We start from the raw sequence: 23,520 nt of genomic DNA, 5'->3' as shown, positions 1-23,520 counted from the left end.
CGCGAAAACCTGGAGGTCTGGCCCGATATCCGCCTCACAGAAATATGAACGCAGTGCGCGGATTTACTGAAGCCAGCCTGATGACGTTCGGACGACGCAAGATTTCGCCAGAATAAACAATATTTACATATGCATTTTGAAAGCGCGCTAGCTGCTTTTAACTAGCAAGACTTCGGTTGCGGGGCCAGAGCAACCGAAGTCCGGTTGCCAAAAAACCATAATTGCTCCACATAGATTGAAATCAATTATTTTCGCGCTGAACAACAGGTCAACTCTTGAGACGTCTAAAATTTGGTTCCCTTTGCCTCTTTCTGGCAACCGTTTCACCTGCACTCGCTTTGGAGGCTGCCTCGCCGCCAGCGCTCGAGCCGCAACCGCAGCAGGTTGAGGCCGCGCATCTGACCGCAGAATTTCTGACGCGTTTTCATTATAAGCCTGTGCCGCTTAACGACGCTCTGTCGGCCAAGATCATGGACCGGTTTATCAAATCGCTCGACCCGGATCGGCTTATCTTCCTTAAATCGGACGTTGATGGCTTCATGGCCGACAAGGCCAAGATCGACGACGCGATCAAGCAGGAAAACCTGAGCATCCCGTTTTCTATCTTCAACATCTATGAAAAGCGCATCACCGACCGCATGACCTACGCGCGTAGTCTGCTCAGCACGAAGTTTGATTTCACTGAGCAGGAAACCTATCCGCTTATGCGTGACAAGGCGCCGTGGCCCGCGACCGATGAGGAAAGCAAGGATCTCTGGCGCAAGCGGGTCAAGAATGACTGGTTGCGCCTGAAACTGGCAGGCAAAGACGATGCCTCCATCCGTGAGACGCTGGAAAAGCGCTATCAGAACTCGCTTGAACGTATTTACAAATATAAAAGCGACGATGTTTTCCAGATGTTTATGGCCGCCTATACGACGTCCGTTGATCCTCACACGGATTATTTCGGCGCCAGTGCATCGGCCGAATTCGATATATCGATGAAGCTTTCTCTTGTTGGTATCGGCGCGGTGCTGCAGGAGAGGGACGATTACATCACGATCCGCGAGCTTGTTGCCGGGGGACCGGCTCAGGTTTCGGGAAAGATTGCTGTCGGCGATCGGATCACGGGCGTCGGTCAAGATGAAACCGGGCCGATGAAGGAAGTGGTCGGCCAGCGCCTTGATGAAGTTGTGCAGTTGATCCGTGGCGCCAAGGGTTCAACGGTGCGTTTGGATATCTTGCCAGCCAATGCCGGTCCGGACGCGAAGCATCAGATCATCAGTCTGGTGCGCGACAAGATCAGCCTTGAAAAGCAGGCTGCGCAAAAATCGGTTCTTGATGTCAAAGACGGCAACGCTACCCGCAAAATCGGCGTTATTACTTTGCCCGCTTTCTATGAGGATATCGAAGCTCGGAGAAAAGGTGACAAAGATTATCGCAGCGCCAGCCGCGATGTCGCAAAGCTCATCACGGAGTTGAAAGAGGATAAAGTCGACGGCATCCTGTTCGATCTTCGTAACAACGGCGGCGGCTCGTTGTCGGAAGCCATTGAACTGACGGGTCTCTTCGTCGGGAAGGGACCAGTGGTCCAGCAGCGCAACGCAAACGGCAAGGTCAAGGTTGAAAGCGACGATCTTCCGACGCCTGCATGGCAAGGGCCGCTTGGCGTATTGATCAATCGCGGCTCAGCATCAGCATCCGAAATTTTTGCCGCTGCGATCCAGGATTATGGTCGGGGCGTGATTATCGGCGAACCGAGCTTTGGCAAAGGCACAGTGCAAACTGTGGTTAATCTTGACGAGGTTGCGCATAATCCTGAACCGAAATTCGGTGAGCTGAAACTGACGATCGCCCAGTTCTTCCGGGTGAACGGAGGCACGACGCAGTTGCGTGGTGTCACGCCGGATATCAGCCTGCCGGGGCTCTTCGATCTCAAGACTGTTGGCGAGTCGAGCTTCGACAATGCCTTGCCGTGGAGTGAAGTCAAACCCGCCAAATACAAGCGTCTTGGTGATATCAAGTCGGTATTACCACAGCTGCAGAGCCTTCATGATGCCCGCGTAAAGGATGATCCTGAGTTTCAGCAGTTTGTGGAAGATATCGCGGTGCTGAAAACCCAGCGCGAAAAGACTGAGCTTTCTCTCAATGAAACCGAACGCCGCAATGAAATGACGGCGGAGGAAAACCGTCTGAAGTCGCGCAAGAAGTCCGATGACGGCTTGAGCAGCAGCCCCGATGACGGGCTTCAGTCCAATGAGCGGAGCCTGAGCGCGGATATTGCCATTGAGAAGACCCGCAAGAACGCCAAGGATGTTCTGCAAACCGAAGCGGCTGGGATTGTTGCCAATCTTTCCGATCTGCAGGCTGGGGCCAAGGCAGCGTCGAAATAGTCCTGACAAACATCACCATTATGCGGAATGCGCCGCATAATGGTGCTGTCGAATATTGGTCCGGGGCCGTTCAGGCCCCAGTGGCTACAACTCTACTGTCCGATCTTGATGACCAGCTTTCCAAAATGCCCCGCGCCTTGGAGCGCATTATAAGCGTCTTCAGCTTGGCTGAACGGATAGACCTTGTCGATCTGTGGCTTGATACCGGTGCGAACAAGGGATGCAAGTGTCGATACCGGACCGACATAAATGCCTTGCAAGGTGATCCGCTTTTCGAGGATTGCGACCGTTTCAATGGGGCCATCGAACCCGGTCAGGACACCCATAAGCGATATGCGTCCATCAAAGCGGGTTGCCTTGAGGGTCTTGTTCAGCGTTGCCGGACCCGCTGGGTCGACGGCCAGATCAACGCCCATATTGCCCGTCAGCCGCAGGACTTCATTTTCCCAATCCGGAAATGTTTGATAGTTGATGACGTGGTCAGCGCCGAGCTTTTTGGCCCGCTCCAGTTTTTCGTCTGAACTCGATGTAATAATGACCCGAGCGCCAGCCATTTTGGCGAGCTGCAAGGCAAAGATCGCCACGCCGCCTGTGCCGAGGAGCAATACGGTTTCACCGGGCTGAACCGGTCTTCTTTCAAAAAGCGCCGACCATGCCGTGACACCCGCACATGGGAGCGTTGAGGCTTCTTCAAATGTCATCGAGTCCGGTATCCGCACGACTCCGGTTGCCGGTACGACGATGCGCTCGCTCAACACGCCATCGACAATATTCCCGCCAAGGCTTGAGGCCTTCTTGGCCTCAGAAAAGGGGCCTTCCACCCATTCAGGCATGAAGCCGATGACCACGCGATCACCGATGGCGTAATCGGTCACGCCTTCTCCGATGGCCGACACCACGCCCGCTCCATCGGACAAGGGAATGCTGTCTTTGGTACGCTTCGCGACAATGAGATCGCGATAGTTCAACGATGCAGCGCGCAAATCGACTGCAATCTCTCCGCGACCGGGTTTGCGATCCTGCTTTTCAACCAGTTTGAGGCGTGGATTTTCGTTTCCAGTTAGAATGTAACTTTGCACGGCATTGTCTCCTTTAATGCCGGAACAAATAGGCCTATATTGATCTTTGAAAAAGTACGTACAAATTTGGCATGTAGTATCATGGATGATAGTGTCAGGGCGCGCGGCAAGCGTCGCAATGTCAGCAAAACAGGCTGCGCGGTAGAAGCAACGCTGTCGGTTATTGGCGGCGTGTGGAAGCCGGTTATCCTCTTCCATCTGCTGAAAGGAAAGCTGCGCTTCAATGCGCTTTGCAGGCTTGTCCCGGCGGCGACGCCGCGGATGCTGACTTTGCAACTCCGGGAACTGGAGGCCGATGGAATCATAAATCGCACGGTTTTTCCGGAAGTGCCGCCGAAGGTGGAATATGAGCTAACTGGCCTTGGCCACTCTCTGGCGCCTATATTGATCAGTATGCGTGACTGGGGAGAGCGTATGCAAGGCGAGCAAGCACAGCCGGAAGCAAAGTGCTGAGTTGGCATTCGGGGCGACTTCATCCTTGACGGGCAGCCACTTGCGCGTTTAAGCGGAAGGGCAGACGGAACCAACAGCGGAAGCCTCTGCCAATGAGCACTTTGCGCATTCTCCCCAGCGCTGATATCCCGGAACTGCCGAACCGCTACAACGGCAAGGTTCGTGAGAACTACGACCTGCCAGACGGCAGCCGTATCATCATTTCGACTGATCGGCTGAGCGCCTTCGATGTCATTTTGACGTCGATCCCGTTCAAAGGTCAGGTTTTGACGCAGACTGCGTCCTACTGGTTCAAGGAAACGGCTGATATCTGCCCGAACCATGTTCTGGCTTATCCCGATCCGAATGTCGTCATCGGCACGCGGTTGAACATTCTGCCGGTTGAGGTGGTTGTCCGCGGTTATCTTGCTGGAACGACCAGCACATCGATCCTGACGAAATACCGCAAGGGTGAGCGCCAGATGTATGGCGTTACATTACCCGATGGTCTCAGGGACAATGAAAAGCTGCCGCATCCGATCATCACGCCGACAAGCAAGGCCTTCGACGGCGGACATGATGAGCCCCTTTCCGGTGAGGAAATCCTTGAACAGGGTCTGCTGACGGCCGAACAGTGGGAAACAGTGTCGCGTTATGCGCTGGCGCTTTTCGAGCGCGGACAGGCGCGTGCGGCTGAGCGCGGGTTGATCCTCGTCGACACCAAATACGAGTTCGGGACAGACGCCAACGGTCGCATCATTCTTGCGGATGAAATTCATACGCCGGATTCAAGCCGATACTGGATTGCCGACAGCTATGAAGAGAGCTTTGCGGCGGGCAACCGTCCGGCAAGCTTTGACAAGGATTTTGTGCGCGCCTGGGTCACCGAGCGTTGCGATCCTTACAAGGACCCGATCCCGGAAATTCCGCTTGATCTGATCGAACAGACGTCGAAGGTCTATATTCAGGCCTACGAACAGATCACCGGCAAGACTTTCGAGCCTGATCTGACTGGTGAGACAGTTCTGGATCGCATTCGCGCCAATCTCAAGCCGTACTTCGTAGAGAAGTCTGCGGGAGCCAAGCCAAAAACACGCAAGAAGGCTGAGCCCAAAGCGAAGGTTGCAAAGCCAGTTGCGAAGGCAACCAAGGCGGATGTAACTGCCGCAACGCCTATCGCTGGCACGAGGAAGAGATATTCTCCGGCTGAACGCACTTCCATTCTCGCTTCTGTCGCAAAGGCGATGAAGAGCGGCGAGACCACACTGAAAGCCGTTTTGCAGCAGGCCGAAGTCAGCGAACAGACCTATTACAACTGGAAAAACGCCGCTGGAAAGACCGCGGCACCCGCAACGGTCCAGCCATCTGTGGGCGACGACTTGAAAGCGCTTGTGGCGCTGGAAGCTGAAAACTTGAAGCTGCGCAAGGAGCTGGCTGCAAAGCTTCGCGCCGAGAATGCCGAATTGCGTAAGCGTCTCGGCAAGGCATAAGATTAGCCTACCTCGTAGCCTGCCATCCTGTGCGGTGACACTGAGAAGTTATGCAAGCAGGCGCTCTGAGTTCAGGGCGCCTGTTTGGCGTTTATGTTTAAGTCTGTATCAGGCAGATCAGCCGGTCGGACATATCCGATCAAACGATTGCATGAAGTGGTCGTTCTCTTCCGGGCTACCGATGCTGACGCGAATAAAGTTCGTGTACCCCTGCTGCTTCCACGGCTTGACGATAACCCCGTCTTGTAGAAGCTTCTCAGCAAAAGTGACGGAGTCCGACTTCACGTCGATGAACAGGAAATTGCCTTTCGAGGGGGCGAAGCGGACTTTCCGTGTCGTGAGAAATTCAGCCACCCGTTCCCGTTCACGCAATGCAAGTGCTACGCCTGATGCAAGATGTTCGGTATCACTGCGAGCAATCAATCCCGTCGCCTGCGCGATCGCATTGGCATTGAAGGGTGTGCGTGCGCGGTCGAGATATCCGCGTAAGGCGCTGTCGCTGGTAAGGCCAAAGCCAAGGCGTGCCCCTGCTAGCCCGTAAGCCTTGGAGAAAGTCCGAAGCACCACCCAGCTGAGATCGGTATTGCGCAGCAGGTCGATGGCAGATGGATAATCATCGCCCGCCGCATATTCCGCATAGGCCTCATCCAGCACAAGCAAGGTGTCCGACGCGACAGCTTCTATGATCCGTTGCAGCGCTTCGGGATCAAACCAGCTTCCTACCGGATTGAGCGGATTTGCGAACATGACAAGGCGAGGGCCTTTCGCGATTGCTTCCACCAATGCGTCGACATCCGCCTCCAGCGATTGCTTGACTTCGACCCGCTCGACGGTTGCGCCCATCAAGGTTGAATAGTCTTCATGCAAAGGAAAGGACGGATAAAGCGTCACGACGCGATCGCCCGGGCGAAGAACAGAACGGCAGATCACCCCGATCAGATCTTCTGATCCATTGCCCAGAATGACCTGATCTTCGGAACACTGAAATTCTCGTGCTATCTCCAGCGCCAACGCCCGGCCAGAAGGATCTGGATAGAGCCGCAGCAAATCATGCACCGAGGCAAATAGCTCTTTTATCTTTGGGGATGGACCTAATGGATTCTCGTTTGAGCCGAGTTTTGCGATCTGCGCGGGGTGATATCGGTCTTCAACTTCGGCAATCGTCAGTCCCGCATTATAAGGGCTAAGCGCACGTATTTCCGGACGAATCAGATTGCTAAGCGGTGCTTCATCATTGGCCATTTGCGTTCTCCTCTGATGGCGCGCTCTTGGATGCGGCGCGTCCTTCATAAAGAGAGTTCTAAGACTAAACTCTTATTTTGTATATATATGTATAGACAAGTTGCTAAAAAGATGCCTTTATGTCGGGGAGACCATAAAAAATTGCTAAACATTACTCGCAGAATGATTAGAAGTTCTGGCGATGTTAGTTCAGGCAAGGTCCATAGGGGAACATGATGCAGGTTTTATCGCTTTTCGACCTTAGCGGGCGTAAGGCGCTGGTCACTGGTGCAAGCCGGGGTCTGGGACAGGCTATTGCCGAAGCATTGGCATCGGCGGGGGCCGACGTCGCCATAACAGCGCGCAAGTCCGACGATCTGACCGAAACGGCTTCTCGTATCGCCGCCCTTGGGCGCGTCTGCGTGCCGCTCTCGCTTGATGTGCGCGATGTTGATGCTTGTGCTGACGTGACTGCGCGGGCCGCCGCAGAACTGGGCGGTCTCGATATTCTCGTCAACAATGCAGGCTATGAAGAAATACGGCCTTCGCTCGATGTTGATGAAGCGCTTTGGGATCGCATTGTCTCGACCAATCTGAAAGGCGCATTCTTCTGCGCTCAGGCTGCCGCGCGTCACATGACGCATACCAAAAGCAGCGGCGCAATCATCAATCTTTGTTCACTCACATCTTATGTCGGCGTGCCGACGGCTGCGCCTTATGGTTCGTCGAAATCCGGCCTCATGGGCATGACGCATGCGCTTGCAACGGAATGGGCCCCGCACGGCATTCGGGTCAACGGCATCGCACCTGGCTATTTCCGCACATCAATGACGGACGTCTTCTATGAGAACGACGAGTGGCAAAAATCCATGCTGGATAAGATTCCGCAAGGTCGGTTTGGCCGAATGGAAGACGTTGCAGGCGCCGTGGTGTTCCTGGCGAGCAAAGCTTCGGCTTATGTGACGGGGCAGGTTATTCCAATCGATGGCGGCTATCTGGCATCGATTTAAGTGTTTCGACGCTTAGAAACACGATTTGAGACAATTCTATCTGGCGTTTTCAAACGCTTCTGAATGAAACGGGAAACATCGATGAAAACCACCGGAAACGGAACTGGCCCTACTGCCAAGAACGGACCGGCTGCCGTCTCGGCCAAGAATGTCAGCATGATCTATAACGGTTTCCATGCCGTCCGGTCGGCTTCATTTGATCTCGAACAGGGGCGTTTCCTGACTATTCTCGGGCCGTCCGGTTCAGGCAAGACGACTTTGCTGCGGCTGATTGCCGGTTTCCAGCGTCCAAGTGTCGGCGAAATCTTCATCAATGGTCAGGCTGTCAGTGCGGTCCCGTCGCACAAGCGTTCCATCGGCATGGTGTTTCAGAAACTCGCCTTGTTTCCGCATATGACGGCAGCGCAAAACGTCGCCTTTCCACTCAAGATGCGCCGGTTTGATGCCCGGACCATTCCCGAACGAGTCGAGCGCTATCTCGATCTGGTTCGTCTTGGTGGATTGGGCAACAGGCGTGTTCACGAACTTTCCGGTGGTCAGCAACAGCGTGTCGCCATTGCACGCGCCCTTGTCTTTGAACCTGACCTTCTGTTGCTCGATGAACCTCTCGCCGCGCTTGATCGCAAGCTTCGTGAAGAAATGCAGCTTGAGTTTCGCCGCATCCAGCGCGAACTGGGCGTCACGACCATCAACGTCACCCATGATCAGCGTGAAGCTCTGGTCGTATCGGATGAGATCATCGTTATGGATGGCGGCGAAATACAACAGATGGCGCGACCATCAGAAACCTATCGCAATCCGTCCAACGCTTTTGTCGCGAACTTCATCGGTGTGACCAATTTCATCACCGGTAAGGCTTCCTCCGTCGACGGCAGCGTTGTGCAGGTTGATGCAGGGCCAAAGCTTGCTGGTGTCGCGGTTGATGGTCATAAGCCCGTTGCAGCAGGCAATACCGTTTCTTGTGCCATTCGCGCTGAACAAATCCGTATTGGTACCAATGCTGAAAGCGGTGCAGGGCTTGATACGAAACTCGAAGGCGTGGTGACCGACGCGATTTTTGAAGGTGAGCGCATTGTATACGAGTTGCGCGTGCCGGCATTGGGCAACGCCTTGATGCGCGTGTTTGATCACGATCCTGTCGGACACAGCCAGTTTGAAGAGGGGGTGACCGTTCCCATTGGCTGGAATGCCCGCGATCTCATCGTTTTTGCAGCATGAACTGAACACCAGATTACAGACAAAACCCTAGAGGAGAGAACATTATGAGCGCTCTGAAGAAGCCCTTTTTGATACTCGACCGCCGCCGCTTCCTGCAAAGCGCAGGCGCTCTGGCAGCAGCAGCCGGAACCACGTCGCTTGGCCTGTCGCGCGCCTTTGCAGAAGAGCCTGCAAAGCCGAAAGAACTGATCGTTCGCGCCTGGGGCGGTAGCTGGGTGGACTCGCTGAAAGCGGGCGTTTCCGACCCCTTCACCGCTAAGACCGGCATTTCAATTCGCCACGATCTGACCGAAGACAACGAAATCCAGCCGAAGCTTTGGGCAGCGGTGGCGCAGAAGCGCATTCCACCGATCCATGTCAACTGGGATACGACGACCAATGCGACCAAGTCGGCATTGCGTGGCGTGACGGAAGACCTGTCGGATCTGTCCAACCTCAAGAACACCACCGATCTTGCCAAGCCGGTCGGCCTCGACGGTTATCCGATCGTCAATACCTATGGCTATGTCTATGTGCTGGCCTATCGTCCGGAAGCCTTTCCAGATGGTCCACCGAAGTCGTGGCATGCGCTGCTTGATCCCAAGTTCAAGGGACGCATCGCGCTTTACAATGACGGCATTGGCTTCCACTTCCCGGCGCAGGTTGCCGGTGGCGGCAAGCTCGAAGACATCCCGGCCAACATGCAGCCAGCCTGGGATTTCATCGCCAAGGTGAAACAGCAGCAGCCGCTTCTCGGTGAAGATCCGGATTTCACTACCTGGTTCCAGAAGGGTGAAATCGATCTGGCCTGCACCATCTCCACCAATGCGCGCGAAGCGCAGAAGAACGGGGTCAAGATCGACTGGACCGTTCCGGAAGAGGGCGCGAAGTTCGACACGGATGGTCTTTGGGTTCCAAAGGGCCTGCCAGAGAATGAGCTTTATTGGGCCAAGGAGTATGTCAACTTCGCCTTGACCAAGGATGCACAGCAGGTCTGGCTCGATGGTCTTGGTTTGCCCGGCGTGGTTCCGGGTTTGACGCCACCTGCCGATCTGGTGAACGATCCTGCTTATCCGACGACGGAAGAGGATTTCAAACATCTCATCCGCATCTCGGCCAAGGTACAGGTTGAGAACGAGAGCGAGTGGTTCTCCAAGTTCAAGGCGATTATGCAGGGCTGATCCAGTCCTCTAAACAACAAGGATCGCCCTTTTTGGGCGATCCTATGCCCGATATCTCAAGGCAAATATTCAGGAATTGAAACATGCGAGCGGCACGCACTGCCTATCCCATGACATGGCGCATCATGGATGCGCTGGAAGCAATCGCAGCCTTTTTATGGCCCGCGCGGTTTAACCGTGCTGTGCCCTATCTGATGCTGCTTCCGGCGATTGTTCTGGTCGGATTGCTGGTGCTGGGCCTGATCCAGATCGCAGATACCAGCCTGCGCACGCTGGATACGTCGACCTTCCTGATGTCTGACTATTATACGCTGGCAAACTACAAGCGTGCTCTGACGGAATCCCTATTTGCGACGGTCGCCTGGCGCAGTCTTCTGGGATCGTTCGTCGTGACCTTTTTCACGCTCGTTCTGGCATTTCCTTATGCTTATCTGATGGTCAGAACGCCTTCAGCGGCGCTACGCAAATTTCTGCTGATCGCGCTTTTCCTGCCGTTTTTCATCGGGCAGGTGGTGCGCGCTTATGGGTGGCTCATCATTCTGGGCAATCAGGGCATGGTAAACGAGGCGCTTGGCCTCGTCGGTATCGCGCCTTTGCGTCTGCTTTATAACTACCCGGCGGTGCTGTTCGGACTTGTGCAATATATGCTGCCATTCGCAGTCTTGATGCTGGCCCCGGCGTTGACGGCAATACCTGAAGAAATGGAAGCGGCGGCAAGCTCGCTCGGCGCGAACTGGGTGCGAACATTTGCGCATGTTGTGCTACCCATGGCGCGCCCCGGCCTGATTGGCGCGGGGCTGGTGGTCATGACGCTGTCGCTCACTGATTTTGCTATTCCCGCAATCCTTGGCGGCGGTTCTCAGGATTTTATCGCCAACGCGATTTATGACCAGTTCTTCCGCACCTCCGATCAGGGACTGGGCGCGACATTGGCGCTGCTTTTAGTCGGTGTCGGCTCCATCCTTGTCGGGCTCGTTTTCACGCTGTTCGGTGCTGGAACACTTGCCATGGGGAGGGCACGCAAATGACCGCTCCATTGTCCAAGTCTGTTGTCATCTGGACCTTTGTGATTGCCGTGCTGGTCCTGCTTTCGGCGCCGACCATCGTGGTTCTCGGTGCTTCCTTTACCTCGGGCAATATGATCACCTTTCCCCCGGAAGGGTTTTCATTGAAGTGGTATCAGAAGATCGTCGGGACGAGCGACTTGTGGGACGCATTCCTGCGTTCGCTCTACGTCTCCTTCATCTGCACCATTGCGGCCATTCCGATCGGGACGCTCGCCGGTATTGCTCTGGCCAAATATGCGGTTCGCTTTGAAAAGACGATCCAGATCTATCTGCTTCTGCCCTTTACGATCCCGCTGATCGGTTCAGGCATCGGTTTGATGCTGATCTTCGGTCATGCAGGCATTTTGGGTCAGCTGTGGCCGGTGGGGATTGCAGCCTGCGTCATCAATCTCCCATTCATGATCTGGGCGGTGACGGCAAGCGCCGCCAATCTCGATGCCGATCTTGAGCTGGCGGCGGCCAATTGCGGGGCAGGGCCCATATCGACATTTTTCTTTGTCACACTGCCCGTTGTCGTGCCGGGTGTGATCAGCGGTTCATTGCTGATGTTCATTCTGGCACTCAACGAATTTCTGGTGAGCTTGCTGTTGGTTGATGCTCGCATCGTCACCCTGCCGGTGCAGATTTACAATTCGATCCGGTCCATCATCACACCCGATCTTGCAGCGATCTCCGTTGTTTTCATCGCCTGCGCTGCGTTTGCCATTTTCCTGCTCGACCGGTTGGTCGGGCTCGACATTTTCCTCAAATCGAAATGACCAGCTGCGTCCCCATGGCAGCAAGCAAGGAGCCGACTATGTCCGATGTTACCTTTCATGAACTGGCAAAACTGGATGATGCTGGACGTGCGGAGCTTCTGAAGCGTTCGGAAACAGATCTTTCCGGCTTTATCGAGAAAGTAAAGCCGATCATCGAAGCGGTGCGCACGGAAGGCGACGCTGCACTGGTGCGGTTTGCGCGCGATCTGGACAAGGCCGACGTTGATCCGGCGAATATCAAGGCAACCGAGGCGGAGTTTGACGCGGCTTTCGACAAGGTCGAAAAAGACGTCATCGAAGCCATTCAGTTTGGCATCGACAATATCCGTCATTTCCACGAAGAGCAGAAGCCGGAAGCGATGTGGCTGAAGGAAATGCGGCCTGGCGCTTTTGCTGGTGACCGTTTCACACCGATCCGCTCTGTGGCGCTTTATATTCCGCGCGGGAAAGGCGCATTTCCGTCTGTCACCATGATGACAGCCGTTCCCGCTGTCGTCGCCGGTGTGCCGGAACTGGCCATTGTGACCCCGCCGACGCCGGATGGCTCGGTTGATGCCGCAACGCTTGTCGCGGCACGTCTTGCTGGTGTGGAAACTGTCTATAAGGTGGGCGGCGCACAGGCTGTTGCAGCGGTTGCTTATGGCACGGAGACGGTTAAGCCCGCGCTCAAGATCGTTGGTCCGGGCAGCCCGTGGGTTGTCGCTGCAAAGCGCCTTCTGGGTGGCGTCATCGATCCGGGTCTTCCCGCAGGTCCTTCCGAAGCGGTGATTTTTGCCGACGATACCGTCAAGGGCGGTCTTGCCGCGCTCGACCTTCTGATCGAAGCCGAACATGGCCCGGATTCATCAGCCTGGCTGGTCACGCATAGCCGTCGCGTGGTTGAGGAAGCACTTGCCGCTCTCCCCGATCATTGGGCACGCATGACGGAACAGCGCGTCGGCTTCTCCAAGACTGTGCTGACCGGCAAATATGGCGGCATCGTTCTGACGTCGTCAGTCGAGGAAAGCTATCGCTTTATCAACGATTACGCGCCGGAACATCTGGAGCTGCTTTCGACCGATCCGTTTGCGCATCTTGGCCACATCACAGAGGCGGCCGAAATTCTGATGGGGCCGCATACGCCAGTCGTTATCGGCAATTTCGGCCTTGGCCCCAATGCTGTTCTACCGACTAGCCGCTGGGCGCGCACCTATGGCCCGCTTTCCGTCACCGATTTCGTGAAGCGCTCTTCCATCGGCTATGTGACGGCTTCCGCCTATCCGGAATTCGCCAAGCACGCCCGCACGCTTGCCCGTTATGAGGGCTTTTCCTCTCATGAAAATGCCGTTTCGGAAATCCGTAAAGACTATCTCTGAACAAGGTGGGTTCCATGAAAGCGGTTCGGCTTTATGCGGCCAAGGATTTGCGGGTCGAGAATATCGACCCGCCAGCGGCACTTGAACCGGGCTGGGTTCGACTGAAAGTGTCAGCGGCTGGAATTTGCGGTTCTGACCTGCACAACTTCTCGACAGGACAGTGGATCACCCGCTCGCCATCGGTCGCGGGGCATGAATTTGCTGGTGTCGTGACCGAGATTGGTGCCGGGGTCAGCGGGTTCAAGCCGGGTGATACGGTGATCGCCGATTCCAGATATTGGTGCGGCGAGTGCCCGGCCTGTGCGAGCGGTCGGCACAATGTCTGTTCCACGCTTGGATTTATCGGTGAAGTCTGTGACGGTGGCTTTGCCGAAGAGACGGCGCTGCCTGCCCGTTTGCTTGTCCCCTATGCTGCCAACATCAACCCTGTTGTGGCCGCGATGGGCGAGCCGCTTTCGGTTGCGTTGCACGCCATTCGCAAACAGCGTGTGCCGTCAGGCGAGGCGGTTCTGGTTGTCGGTTGCGGACCGATTGGCGGGCTTGCCGCTCTGTTGCTGTCGCGCTTGCACGACGGGCCGGTGCTGGTCTGCGACCGTAATGAACAGCGGGCAGAACTTGTTGCAAGGGTAACCGGCGCGACCAGTGTTCAACTCGACAATAATGCGTTGGAAGCGGCACTTTCGGGAAAGACTTTGCGTTACGCAATCGATGCGACTGGCAATATAGCCGTTTTGAATGCGATAATCGACGTCCTGTCAGGTGGCGGTTCTCTGGCGCTCGTCGGGATTTCGCACGGCAAGATTGAGCTTGATCCGAATGTTCTGGTCGAACGTGAAATCAGTCTGATCGGCTGCCATGCCTATCAGGATGAACTTGCGGAAATCGCGGCCTTGCTCCCCGAACTAGAAGCATCGCTTGTCGAATTGATTGATCGAGAAATTTCGCTTGATGACGTACCAGAAGCTTACGACCGCTTGCTTGCAGGGCAGGCCGAGGGTCTGAAAACGATCATACGGATAGGAGCGTAGTTTAATCATGGGCTCTACCGGCAAATCGGATAGTGATCACGCATCAGCGATGGAATTGCCCGAGACAGCAGGGCCGCTTTACGAAAAGGTCAAAGCCCAGGTTCTGGAAAATATCCGGTCTGGACGTTGGCCTGGAAATTTTCGCCTGCCATCTGAACATGAGCTTGTCGATGCGCTCGGCATTTCCCGCATGACCGTCAATCGGGCGCTACGCGAACTCACCGATCAGGGTATTTTGAAACGTATTCAGGGTGTCGGCACCTTCGTTTCCCCACCAAAGCCCGAAACGACATTGATCGAAGTGGTCAACATTGCCAATGAAATCGCGGCGCGTGGCGGCACGCATCGTGCGCAGGTGGTGGCACTCGATATAGTGCAGCCGGATGCAGCACTGTTGAATGCTTTTGAACTGCAAAGCCCTATAGATGTTGCGCATTCAATAATCGTGCATTTCGAAAACAATGTGCCCGTGCAGTTGGAAGAACGCTTCGTCAATACGCAACTGGTGCAGGACTATGAGCTGCAGGATTTCCACACCATCACGACCTACGATTATCTGCAAAAGAGCACACCGATGACGGAAGTCGAACAGGTGATCTCCGCCGTTACTGCCGATGCCCACATTGCAGCTTTGCTGCAAATTGAGGTCGATGCGGCTTGCCTTCATCTCGACCGCCGTACATGGACCAGAGATACGGTCGCGACCGTCAACAAGCTGATCTATGCCGGTGATCGATATCGTTTGGGTAGTCGCTACAAGCCAGAAATTTACAGGTAGCGATTACTCGGTGCCAATTCTCAGCGGGTACGAACCATCTCGACATTGCTGTGTTGAATGCGCGCTTTGAGCAGGTCCTGCCGCGAGACGAGGCCAACCACCTTATTGGATTGCGGGTCGAGAATGGGGATGCGTGGAATGCCGCTCATGACCATAAGATCGGCAACTTCACCGAGTGGCGTTGATGTAAAAGCAGTTGGCTGCGAGGCATCGGAGAGCGTTTCAGCAAGCGAGGTTGCTACCGGAGCGCCCGAAACCTGCCATTGCAAGACTTCTGATCGTGAAACGAGACCGAGCAAGCGCCCGTCATCGTCCAGAACCGGATAGGCTCTGTGACGCGCGTCTTTGGTGAAGAATGCAATTGTGGCATCAATCGACTGCTTGCCCGACAGGCATTCGGGGCTGGGTGTCATCACGTGAGCGGCCTGAAGGAATGCAAACGGGTCCACGGAATATTCCTGCAAGATGTGCCGTCCCCGACGCGCAATTTTCTCCGTCAGAATTGAACGATTGAGAATGAGCACGCTGACGGCATAGGCGGAGGCCGACGCAGCAATTGTCTCGGGCAAGGCGGCAAAATGGCCTGTAAGCTCAACCGCAAAGATTGCACTTGTCAGCGGGGCCCTCATCGCGCCGCTCAATATCCCGGCCATGCCGATCATCGCCCAGAAACCTGCGCCCCCGGGCAGAAACTGTCCAATCAATGCGCCCAGAGCGCCGCCGAGCAAAAGAAGCGGCGCAAGCACACCGCCGGAAGTGCCAGACCCCAGCGCGATCAGCCAGACCGCCGCCTTGACCACCAGCAGTAATGCAATTGCCTTCAGCGTCATTGAGCCATCCAGCAATTGCTGAATGCTGGCATAGCCCGCACCAAGGACATGCGGATCAATCAATCCGCCGATACCGACCGCAATGGCGCCAAGAGCTGGCCACCACATCCAGTGAACCGGCAGCCGGTGAAACATGTCTTCAATGCGATAAAGGCCGGTTGAGAGCAACACGCTCTGGATGCCGACAATAGCGCCGAGGATCAGCGCAAACAAAAGAGGCATTCCACCGCTGGCGTCGATGCTCATGAAGGGGAAAAGCGGTCCTGAACTGATCAGAAAGGGCCGCCAGGCTGTTGAGACCAGAACGGTGACAACAACGGGTATGAAACTGCGCGGCTTCCATTCGAAGAGCAATACTTCCAATGCAAGCAGGATAGCTGCCATGGGTGTGCCGAATATCGCCGTCATGCCTGCTGTAGCGCCTGAGACGAGCAGGGTTTTGCGCTCCGCTGCACTCAGTTCAAAAAGCTGTGCGAATAAAGAGCCGATGGCTCCGCCCGTCATGATGATTGGTCCCTCGGCACCGAACGGACCACCGCTGCCGATGGAGATTGCAGAAGACAACGGCTTCAACACCGCAACTTTGAGCGAAAGACGGCTTTCGCCAAACAGGATCGCTTCAATCGCTTCCGGAATTCCGTGACCGCGGATTTTTTCCGAACCATATCGCGCCATCAATCCGATAATGAGACTACCGATAACGGGTATGACAAGCGCCAGCCAGCCCAGTTGATTGGCGATGATTTCGGTACTGGCGAATGAAAACCGGCCAAACCAGAAAAGATTGGTCGAAAGGGCAATGAGTTTCAGCAACAACCATGCCCCGAACGCGCCACCTGTGCCAACCACGATAGCTGCAAGCGCGAGCATCAACATACGGCGATCGGTCGTATGGTCGCGCAATCTTGGAAGATTTGGTATGGCTGAAGGCGTGGACATAATAGCTCCGGACTTGATGAGATCGAAAGCGAATTATATCGTAATGCGATATAATTCAAGAAGGTAAAAATGGCTTCGAGAAAAATGACTGATGACGATTATGCGGTGCTGGCGGATTTTCGCTATTCGTTGCGAAACTTCATGGCTTTCAGTGAAACCAAGGCCGGAGAGTGTAATCTGACACCGCAGCAGCATCAGGCGCTGTTGGCCATTCGTGCTGCAACGGATGGTAAGGCGACGGTCGGTTATGTTGCGGAACGTTTGGTTTTGAAGCCGCATAGCGCCAGCGGATTGATCGCGCGTCTGGAAGCACTGGGTCTTCTCAAACGTTTACCGGGAACGGACGATAAACGGCAAACTGTGCTCGCTCTGACCGATGAGGCGGAAAGAATATTGGCCGAACTGAGCCTGACCCACCGCGAAGAAATCCGCCGGTTGCGCCCCTTGCTGCTCGACCTGCTCGCGCGAATAGAGAGTGAATCCTAGACTGCATGTCTCTGATCTCAGCCAGCCGTGGCATGTCTAGCCGATGGGCAGGCCAATTTCGGACTTCATCGTGCGCAAGGCGATTTCCGATTGCACGCGGGCGACCTGCGGGTGCGGCAGCAATACGAGATGTATGAAATCAGCAAAGGCCGAAAGATCCTTTGCAACGATGATCAGCACATAATCCGCATCGCCCGAAACCGAATAGGCTTCGCGCACTTCTTCATGTCTTGCGAGAAAGCTGACAAAGGATTCATCAGTGCGTTCGTTGTGCGTCGATAGATTGATGCGTGTGATAGCCCGCAGGCCGTACCCCAGTCGTGCGGCATCGAGACGGGCAGAATAGCCTTGAATAATGCCTTCCTGTTCCAACCGTGTGCGGCGACGCGAGCATTGGGATTGGGACAGATTGACGAGTTCGGAAAGCTCGGCATTGGTCAATGATGCATCCCGCTGCAATGTTTGCAGAATTGCACGATCAAAGGAATCCAGGGTAATTTCGTGCATGAAATGTCCTTAAGGCTCACAGTTTTTGCAAATCTTCTCCGAGGTCGCGCGACATTGCAAGCACTTCGCGCAATGCTTCTCATAGAATTCCTCTTAATCACGATAAGGAGGATTCAAAATGGGACCATTTCCGCACGACGCGCCGAAAGCCGAAATCAACGAAGCAAATCCCGCCGGGACGGATGGCTTTGAATTTGTCGAATTCGCGCATCCCGAGCCCGAAAAGCTCGACATTCTGTTCCGCCAGATGGGGTTTCGACCTGTCGCCAAACATCGCAAGAAGGACATTGTTCTCTACCGTCAGGGCGATATCAATTATCTTCTGAACCGTGAGCCCAACAGCCATGCCGCGGCGTTTGTTGCAGACCACGGCCCCTGTGCGCCGGCCATGGCATGGCGTGTGGTGGATGCCGGCCATGCGCTCCGGCGTGCAGTGGAACTGGGTGCGGAAGAATATCGCGGCGACGGCAAGTCGCTCGATGTTCCCGCTGTCATCGGCATTGGCGGCTCGCTACTTTACTTCGTGGATACATATGGCGACGATGGTTCGTGCTATTCAGCCGAGTTCAAATGGCTTGGCGAAGTCGACCCGAAACCGGAGGGTTTTGGCTTCTACTACCTCGACCATCTCACGCATAATGTGGTGCGCGGGAATATGAACACTTGGTACAAATTCTACCACGACACATTCAACTTCCGTGAGATCCGCTATTTCGATATTGCCGGGAAAATGACCGGGCTGACCAGTCGCGCACTGACGTCTCCTGACGGGAAAATCCGCATTCCAATCAATGAAAGTGCGGATGATCATAGCCAGATCGAAGAATATCTTCGCGCATATAAGGGCGAGGGCATCCAGCATATAGCAATCGCCAGCAATGATATTTATGGCGGCACGGATGCAATTGCGGCGCAGGGTCTGGAATTCATGCCCGGTCCTCCAGACGTCTATTATGAAAAGTCCAAGGCGCGTGTCAAAGACCACAACGAGCCGCTCGACAAGTTGAAGAAGCGTGGAATCCTCATCGATGGCGAAGGTGTTCTGGGCGGTGGCGAAACGCGCATCCTTCTGCAGATTTTCTCAAAGACCGTAATTGGGCCGATCTTCTTCGAGTTTATTCAACGAAAGGGCGATGACGGCTTTGGCGAGGGCAATTTCAAGGCCTTGTTCGAGTCCATTGAGGAAGATCAGATCCAGCGCGGTGTGTTGGGCAATGTGCAGCCGAAATCCAAGAGCGCCCAACTGGCTGGCAATCGTGCATGAGTGAAGCGTGGCGCTCGTATTCCGGAGCACCTGAGAGCGGTACGGTTCTATGTCCGTCGGCAGACGTAGCCGACGGACATACAAAATGTTTGGTCCTGCGTAGCGACGGGAAGGAGTTTCCACTTCTTCTTATCAGGCGGGACGGAATCGTGCGCGGTTTCGTCAATGCTTGTCCGCATCAATATCTCCCATTAAACTACCGGTCAGACGAGATACTCTCGCCCGATGGTACGCGTCTCCTCTGCACAGCTCACGATGCGATGTTCGACGCCGAGAGCGGCACCTGTCTGTCGGCCGGGCTGGACGGACTTGATGCGGTCCCTGTGGTGGATGACGGAAACGGGAATGTTGTCATCCACGAGCGGGAGTAATCAAGCAATGGGAGGAAGTCATGCCGAGTACAATTCGCCTGCATTGTGTCATTGCCGCAAAGCCTGAAAAGATTTTCCGGGCATTTATCGAGCCAGACGCAATAGCGAGCTGGTTGCCACCCTATGGATATCTTTGCACCGTTCACGAACTGGATGCGAAGGTTGGCGGCAGTCATAAAATGTCGTTTCGCAATTTCACGACGGGCCATGGCCACGGCTTTGGCGGGACATATCTCGAATTCGTTCCCGGTGAGCGTCTTGTCTATACGGATAAGTTCGACGATGCGAACCTGCCGGGTGAGATGAAGGTTACGGTTGTTCTGAAAGCCGTTTCTGTCGGAACGGAAGTCACCATCACACAGGAAGGCGTGCCGGACATTATTCCTGCGGAAGCCTGCTATCTGGGCTGGCAAGACTCGCTTCACAAACTCACCAAGCTGGTTGTGCCTGAAATTAACGAGTAGCTGTCGCTGCTATGTATAAGCATGTGAGCAGCTTTGGTGACCGTTCGCCGCGGTCATCTCGCGGGTTGTAACGCGACAACTATTGCAGCTGGTTCTTTTCGGAGCAGGGTGCGTTATTCTGATGGTTAGCTTGCGAAAGATTTCTTCCTTAATCTCGTAGAACTATCGAGATTAGCCATCGTGTATGCTTATTTTATAGCACTCTAATTTTTCTTGGCGACTTTGCTTGCCTTAAAGCAACTGCGCCCTACTCTCCTTACCTGTCCGATTGTGGCTTGGAGGGCAGTATGCAGTGGCTTCAGTCCGTATTTGAGCAGGCACCGGAGATAGCATTATTTCTATCTCTGGCTGGTGGCTACGCGCTGGGAAAAATACATTTTGGGAAGTTCCAGCTGGGTGGCGTGGCTGGCTCGCTGCTCGTGGCAGTTGTGATCAGCCAGGTGGGTGTTCACATAGATAATGGGGTGAAGGCTGTGCTCTTCGCCCTTTTCATTTATGCCGTCGGTTTTGAAAGCGGGCCGCAATTCTTTCGGTCGCTTGGGCGTCAATCTCTTCGCGAGATTGCGATGGCCGCAGTGCTGGCCATCAGCGGATTGGTGACGGTTGTTGTCCTGGCGCGAATATTCGGCCTCGACAAAGGTCTTGCAGCCGGCATTGCCGCAGGGGGCCTGACACAGTCAGCCATCATTGGCACCGCCAGTTCGGCGATTTCGAAACTTGGCCTTGCCGCCGACGAAGTTCAGCGATTGCAGGCCAATGTCGCGGTGGGGTACGCGGTTACCTATATTTTCGGTTCTTTTGGCGCGATCCTCGTTTGCGTCAATCTGTTGCCGAAATTCATGGGACGGACCATTCGTGACGACGCTATCAAGGCTGAAGCGGAACTCTTGGCCGGTATAAGGTTGCTCGGCCCCAATGAGCAGGAAGCTGCGCCTGACCTTGTCGGGCGTATTTATCAGGTGGACAAGGCTGCCGGAAAAACCGTCGCTGAAATCGAGGCCAAGACCTCAATCGACAACTCCATCACGGTCGAGCGCGTCAAACGCGCAAACAAGATCATCGGTGTGTCACCGGATTTGAAGCTGGAAGCCAACGATATCGTGCTGATTGTAGGGCGCCGTACTGGTGTTGTTACATTGGGCAATGAAGTTGGCTCCGAGCTGCAATCATCCGATGGCATGGATGTGATCGTCGCTATACGGGATGTGACGATCACCGCTCCGGAGTTCGTCGGCAAGTCAGTCGCAGACATCAAGCAGCATATCAGCTCGGAACTTCGTCACGGCATTTACGTGATCGGCGTCAAGCGAGCCGATAAGCCACTTCCACTCAAAGCCGACACCGTTATTGCTGCTGGGGACGTCGTTTCCCTTTACGGAACGGATCAGGACTTGCAGCGTGTTGCCAGCTCTATCGGGCCGGTTATCGTTGTCAGCGACAAGACGGATTTTGTCTTCCATGGTCTTGGAATTGCTGTCGGTCTTTTGATCGGTCTCGCTGTCATTCGTCTGGGCTCCATTCCGTTGACGCTCGGAAGCGGGGGCGGGGCCCTTTTGTCAGGTCTGCTGTTCGGCTGGTATCGTAGTCGCAACATGGCTATCGGCAATATGCCAACCGCAGCTTCGACGCTTCTCCGCGATCTCGGTCTTGCCGGTTTCGTGGCCGTTGTTGGTCTCCAGTCGGGGTTGCAAGCGGTTCAGACGATCGTCAGCAGCGGCCTGTCGATTTTCCTGATCGGCGTTGTCGTGACCATTCTCCCGCTCATCATTACCATGCTGTTTGGCCGCTATGTTCTCAAATACGACAACGTAGCCGTCTTTGCCGGTGCGCTGTCCGGTTCGCGCAGCGCAAACCCGGCCTTTGGCGAGATATTGGACAAAGCCGGTAACTCGATACCAACCACCCCTTTCGCAATCACCTATGCACTTGCCAACGTGTTCCTGACCTTGCTCGGGCCACTGGTAGTCGCGTTTTCCTGAGGAATAGATCATGGCGAAGAATGAATATAGCAAATATGCCAAGCTGAGCCCGTTTGAGCTGAAGGATGCCCTTATCGAACTCGCTTCCAGCAAAGCAAACCATGCCATGCTCAATGCCGGTCGTGGCAATCCGAATTTCCTGGCCACTATACCGCGCCGGGCATTTCTGCGTCTGGGCCTGTTTGCCGTTGCAGAAGCAGAATTGTCTTATTCCTATCTCTCAACGGGTGTTGGTGGACTTCCGAAGATTGAAGGCATTGAAGGCCGGTTCCAGCGTTTTATTTCCGACAATAGCGATCAGCCCGGTGTTCAGTTCCTCGGACGTTCGCTTTCCTACGTGCGCGATCAGCTCGGGCTTTCGCCGTCCGAATATCTGCACGAAATGGTGGAGGGCATTCTCGGTTGTAACTATCCGGTTCCGCCGCGCATGCTGAAAATCAGCGAAGAGATTGTGAAACACTATCTCGTCCGGGAAATGATCGGCGGCTATATGAGCTCCGATAAGGTCGATCTGTTTGCGGTCGAAGGCGGAACCGCCGCCATGACCTATATTTTCGATACGCTGAAGCAGAACAAGATTCTTACAGAAGGCGATACGGTTGCTATAGGCATGCCCGCTTTCACGCCCTATATCGAAATTCCGGAACTGAATAATTATCGGCTCAAAGAGGTGCATATCAACGCGGACCCTAAACAGGGTTGGCAATATCCAGAGGCCGAGCTGAACAAGCTGCTCGATAAATCGGTCAAGGTGTTCTTCCTGATCAATCCGAGCAACCCGCCATCGGTGAAGGTGGATCAACGCGGGCTGGACCAGATCGCCAAAATCGTCAAGGAAAAGCGCCCCGACCTCATCATCCTGACCGATGATGTTTACGGGACATTCGCTGACGATTTCAAATCGATCTTCGCAATATGCCCGTACAACACGATGCTCGTTTATTCGTTCTCGAAATATTTTGGTGCGACCGGCTGGCGTCTGGGTGCAATCGCCATGCAGAAGGAAAATGTTCTGGATGCAAAGCTGAAAGACTTGCCGGGTTCGGCGAAAAAGGAACTGGATCAGCGTTATTCATCGCTGGTGCCCAATGTTTCAAAGCTGAAATTCATTGACCGTCTTGTCGCGGATAGCCGCACCGTCGCCCTCAACCACACTGCAGGTCTTTCCACGCCGCAGCAGGTCCAGATGGTTTTGTTCTCCCTGTTCGGTCTGATGGATGAAAAGGATGCCTATAAGGCCGAACTGAAGAAGCTCATCCGTAATCGTGAGGCAGCGCTGTATCGCGAACTGGGCCTTCCGCCGCAAACCGATAGCAATGAAGTCGATTACTACACCTTGCTCGATCTGGAAGACATTGCGCGCCGTCTCTATGGAGACGAGTTTGCAGCCTGGGTGAAGAAGAACATATCGCCGACCGAGCTGTTGTTCCGGATTGCTGATGAAACCGGCATCGTTCTCTTGCCGGGTACAGGATTTGGCACGCAGCAACCGGCTGGCCGCGCATCGCTCGCCAATCTCAACGAGTATGAATATGCAGCCATCGGGCGCGCATTGCGGACCATGGCTGACGAAGTCTATCAAAAGGAATTCAAATCCAAGAAATGATCAGGTGCGGCTTGGCCTTGAGCCAGCGCTGCCTTTTGAAACAAAAACGCCGATCTGTTTCACGCAGATCGGCGTTTGCATGAGGTGCCTTTAACTTGTCATACAA

The 23,520-nt window shown here is 54.7% G+C and carries 21 protein-coding genes and 1 pseudogene; 18 read left to right on the top strand and 4 right to left on the bottom strand.

The window, feature by feature from the left end:
• Positions 1–275: 275 nt before the first annotated feature.
• Positions 276–2,372 carry a carboxy terminal-processing peptidase gene (locus tag FHW00_RS12620; RefSeq protein WP_078337202.1) on the top strand — a complete coding sequence of 699 codons (2,097 nt, stop codon included), beginning with the start codon at positions 276–278 and terminating at the stop codon, positions 2,370–2,372.
• A 92-nt stretch (positions 2,373–2,464) separates the two neighbouring features.
• Here FHW00_RS12620 and FHW00_RS12615 read toward each other — a convergent pair whose 3' ends face one another.
• Positions 2,465–3,451, bottom strand: coding sequence for a zinc-dependent alcohol dehydrogenase family protein (locus tag FHW00_RS12615; protein ID WP_078337201.1), 987 nt, complete (start codon positions 3,449–3,451; stop codon positions 2,465–2,467).
• Here FHW00_RS12615 and FHW00_RS12610 point away from each other — a divergent pair.
• The 3 genes and pseudogenes from FHW00_RS12610 to FHW00_RS24540 all read left to right on the top strand — a co-directional run bounded on the left by FHW00_RS12610 (position 3,446) and on the right by FHW00_RS24540 (position 5,373).
• A complete protein-coding gene (locus FHW00_RS12610) occupies positions 3,446–3,904 on the top strand; it encodes a winged helix-turn-helix transcriptional regulator (RefSeq protein ID WP_445557867.1) in 459 nt (152 codons plus the stop codon). The genes FHW00_RS12615 and FHW00_RS12610 overlap by 6 nt on opposite strands.
• 101 nt (positions 3,905–4,005) lie before the next feature.
• Positions 4,006–4,944 (top strand): annotated as a pseudogene (locus FHW00_RS12605) (phosphoribosylaminoimidazolesuccinocarboxamide synthase); the annotation flags it as partial.
• Positions 4,918–5,373 carry a transposase gene (locus FHW00_RS24540; RefSeq protein ID WP_445557881.1) on the top strand — a complete coding sequence of 152 codons (456 nt, stop codon included), beginning with the start codon at positions 4,918–4,920 and terminating at the stop codon, positions 5,371–5,373. The pseudogene FHW00_RS12605 and the gene FHW00_RS24540, both read left to right, overlap by 27 nt.
• Before the next feature lie 117 nt (positions 5,374–5,490).
• Here the strand turns inward: FHW00_RS24540 and FHW00_RS12600 are convergent, their stop codons facing one another.
• On the bottom strand, positions 5,491–6,615 hold the full coding sequence (locus tag FHW00_RS12600) for a histidinol-phosphate transaminase (RefSeq protein WP_078337198.1): 1,125 nt from the start codon (positions 6,613–6,615) through the stop codon (positions 5,491–5,493).
• Positions 6,616–6,830: 215 nt separating this feature from the next.
• Between FHW00_RS12600 and FHW00_RS12595 the strand changes: the two genes are divergently transcribed.
• The 8 genes from FHW00_RS12595 (at position 6,831) to hutC (ending at position 14,968) form a co-directional block, all read left to right on the top strand.
• A complete protein-coding gene (locus FHW00_RS12595) occupies positions 6,831–7,604 on the top strand; it encodes an SDR family NAD(P)-dependent oxidoreductase (RefSeq protein ID WP_078337197.1) in 774 nt (257 codons plus the stop codon).
• An 81-nt stretch (positions 7,605–7,685) separates the two neighbouring features.
• Positions 7,686–8,822, top strand: a complete 1,137-nt coding sequence (locus FHW00_RS12590) for an ABC transporter ATP-binding protein (protein WP_078337196.1) — start codon at positions 7,686–7,688, stop codon at positions 8,820–8,822.
• Between the two features lie 44 nt (positions 8,823–8,866).
• The gene (locus FHW00_RS12585) at positions 8,867–9,982 is read left to right on the top strand and encodes an ABC transporter substrate-binding protein (RefSeq protein ID WP_078337195.1); all 1,116 of its coding nucleotides are present in this window, start codon (positions 8,867–8,869) and stop codon (positions 9,980–9,982) included.
• 83 nt (positions 9,983–10,065) lie between these two features.
• A complete protein-coding gene (locus tag FHW00_RS12580) occupies positions 10,066–11,010 on the top strand; it encodes an ABC transporter permease (protein ID WP_078337194.1) in 945 nt (314 codons plus the stop codon).
• Entirely contained in the window at positions 11,007–11,807 is an 801-nt protein-coding gene (locus FHW00_RS12575; protein ID WP_078337193.1) for an ABC transporter permease, read from the top strand. The genes FHW00_RS12580 and FHW00_RS12575 overlap by 4 nt, the downstream gene beginning before the upstream one ends.
• Before the next feature lie 38 nt (positions 11,808–11,845).
• Complete coding sequence (hisD, locus tag FHW00_RS12570; protein ID WP_078337481.1) at positions 11,846–13,162, top strand: histidinol dehydrogenase; 1,317 nt, start codon at positions 11,846–11,848, stop codon at positions 13,160–13,162.
• Between the two features lie 14 nt (positions 13,163–13,176).
• Positions 13,177–14,190 (top strand): zinc-dependent alcohol dehydrogenase, encoded by a 1,014-nt coding sequence (locus FHW00_RS12565; RefSeq protein ID WP_078337192.1) that lies wholly within the window; start codon positions 13,177–13,179, stop codon positions 14,188–14,190.
• 7 nt (positions 14,191–14,197) lie between these two features.
• Positions 14,198–14,968, top strand: a complete 771-nt coding sequence (hutC, locus tag FHW00_RS12560; protein WP_078337191.1) for a histidine utilization repressor — start codon at positions 14,198–14,200, stop codon at positions 14,966–14,968.
• A gap of 20 nt (positions 14,969–14,988) precedes the next feature.
• Here the strand turns inward: hutC and FHW00_RS12555 are convergent, their stop codons facing one another.
• Positions 14,989–16,737: a chloride channel protein gene (locus FHW00_RS12555; protein ID WP_210189464.1), complete on the bottom strand. Its 1,749-nt coding sequence runs from the start codon at positions 16,735–16,737 to the stop codon at positions 14,989–14,991.
• A 69-nt stretch (positions 16,738–16,806) separates the two neighbouring features.
• Between FHW00_RS12555 and FHW00_RS12550 the strand changes: the two genes are divergently transcribed.
• The gene (locus tag FHW00_RS12550; protein WP_445557866.1) at positions 16,807–17,223 is read left to right on the top strand and encodes a MarR family winged helix-turn-helix transcriptional regulator; all 417 of its coding nucleotides are present in this window, start codon (positions 16,807–16,809) and stop codon (positions 17,221–17,223) included.
• 36 nt (positions 17,224–17,259) lie between these two features.
• On the opposite strand, the gene FHW00_RS12545 is transcribed toward FHW00_RS12550, so the two are convergent.
• Complete coding sequence (locus FHW00_RS12545) at positions 17,260–17,730, bottom strand: Lrp/AsnC family transcriptional regulator (RefSeq protein ID WP_078337189.1); 471 nt, start codon at positions 17,728–17,730, stop codon at positions 17,260–17,262.
• Between the two features lie 118 nt (positions 17,731–17,848).
• Here FHW00_RS12545 and hppD point away from each other — a divergent pair, with 118 nt between their 5' ends.
• The 5 genes from hppD (at position 17,849) to FHW00_RS12520 (ending at position 23,414) form a co-directional block, all read left to right on the top strand.
• Positions 17,849–18,994, top strand: coding sequence for a 4-hydroxyphenylpyruvate dioxygenase (hppD, locus tag FHW00_RS12540; RefSeq protein ID WP_078337188.1), 1,146 nt, complete (start codon positions 17,849–17,851; stop codon positions 18,992–18,994).
• Entirely contained in the window at positions 18,991–19,365 is a 375-nt protein-coding gene (locus FHW00_RS12535; protein ID WP_078337187.1) for a Rieske (2Fe-2S) protein, read from the top strand. Before hppD ends, FHW00_RS12535 begins: the two co-directional genes overlap by 4 nt.
• Before the next feature lie 20 nt (positions 19,366–19,385).
• Positions 19,386–19,829 (top strand): SRPBCC family protein, encoded by a 444-nt coding sequence (locus FHW00_RS12530; protein WP_078337186.1) that lies wholly within the window; start codon positions 19,386–19,388, stop codon positions 19,827–19,829.
• A 287-nt stretch (positions 19,830–20,116) separates the two neighbouring features.
• Entirely contained in the window at positions 20,117–21,808 is a 1,692-nt protein-coding gene (gene aspT / locus FHW00_RS12525; RefSeq protein ID WP_078337185.1) for an aspartate-alanine antiporter, read from the top strand.
• Positions 21,809–21,818: 10 nt separating this feature from the next.
• Positions 21,819–23,414 (top strand): bifunctional aspartate transaminase/aspartate 4-decarboxylase, encoded by a 1,596-nt coding sequence (locus FHW00_RS12520; protein WP_078337184.1) that lies wholly within the window; start codon positions 21,819–21,821, stop codon positions 23,412–23,414.
• Positions 23,415–23,520: the final 106 nt, after the last annotated feature.

Origin of the sequence: Ochrobactrum sp. P6BSIII, from assembly GCF_014138065.1 — a bacterium.
Taxonomy (GTDB): domain Bacteria; phylum Pseudomonadota; class Alphaproteobacteria; order Rhizobiales; family Rhizobiaceae; genus Brucella.
The sequence above is the reverse complement of the archived record's forward strand: the minus strand, read 5'-3'. Positions and strand labels throughout refer to the sequence as shown.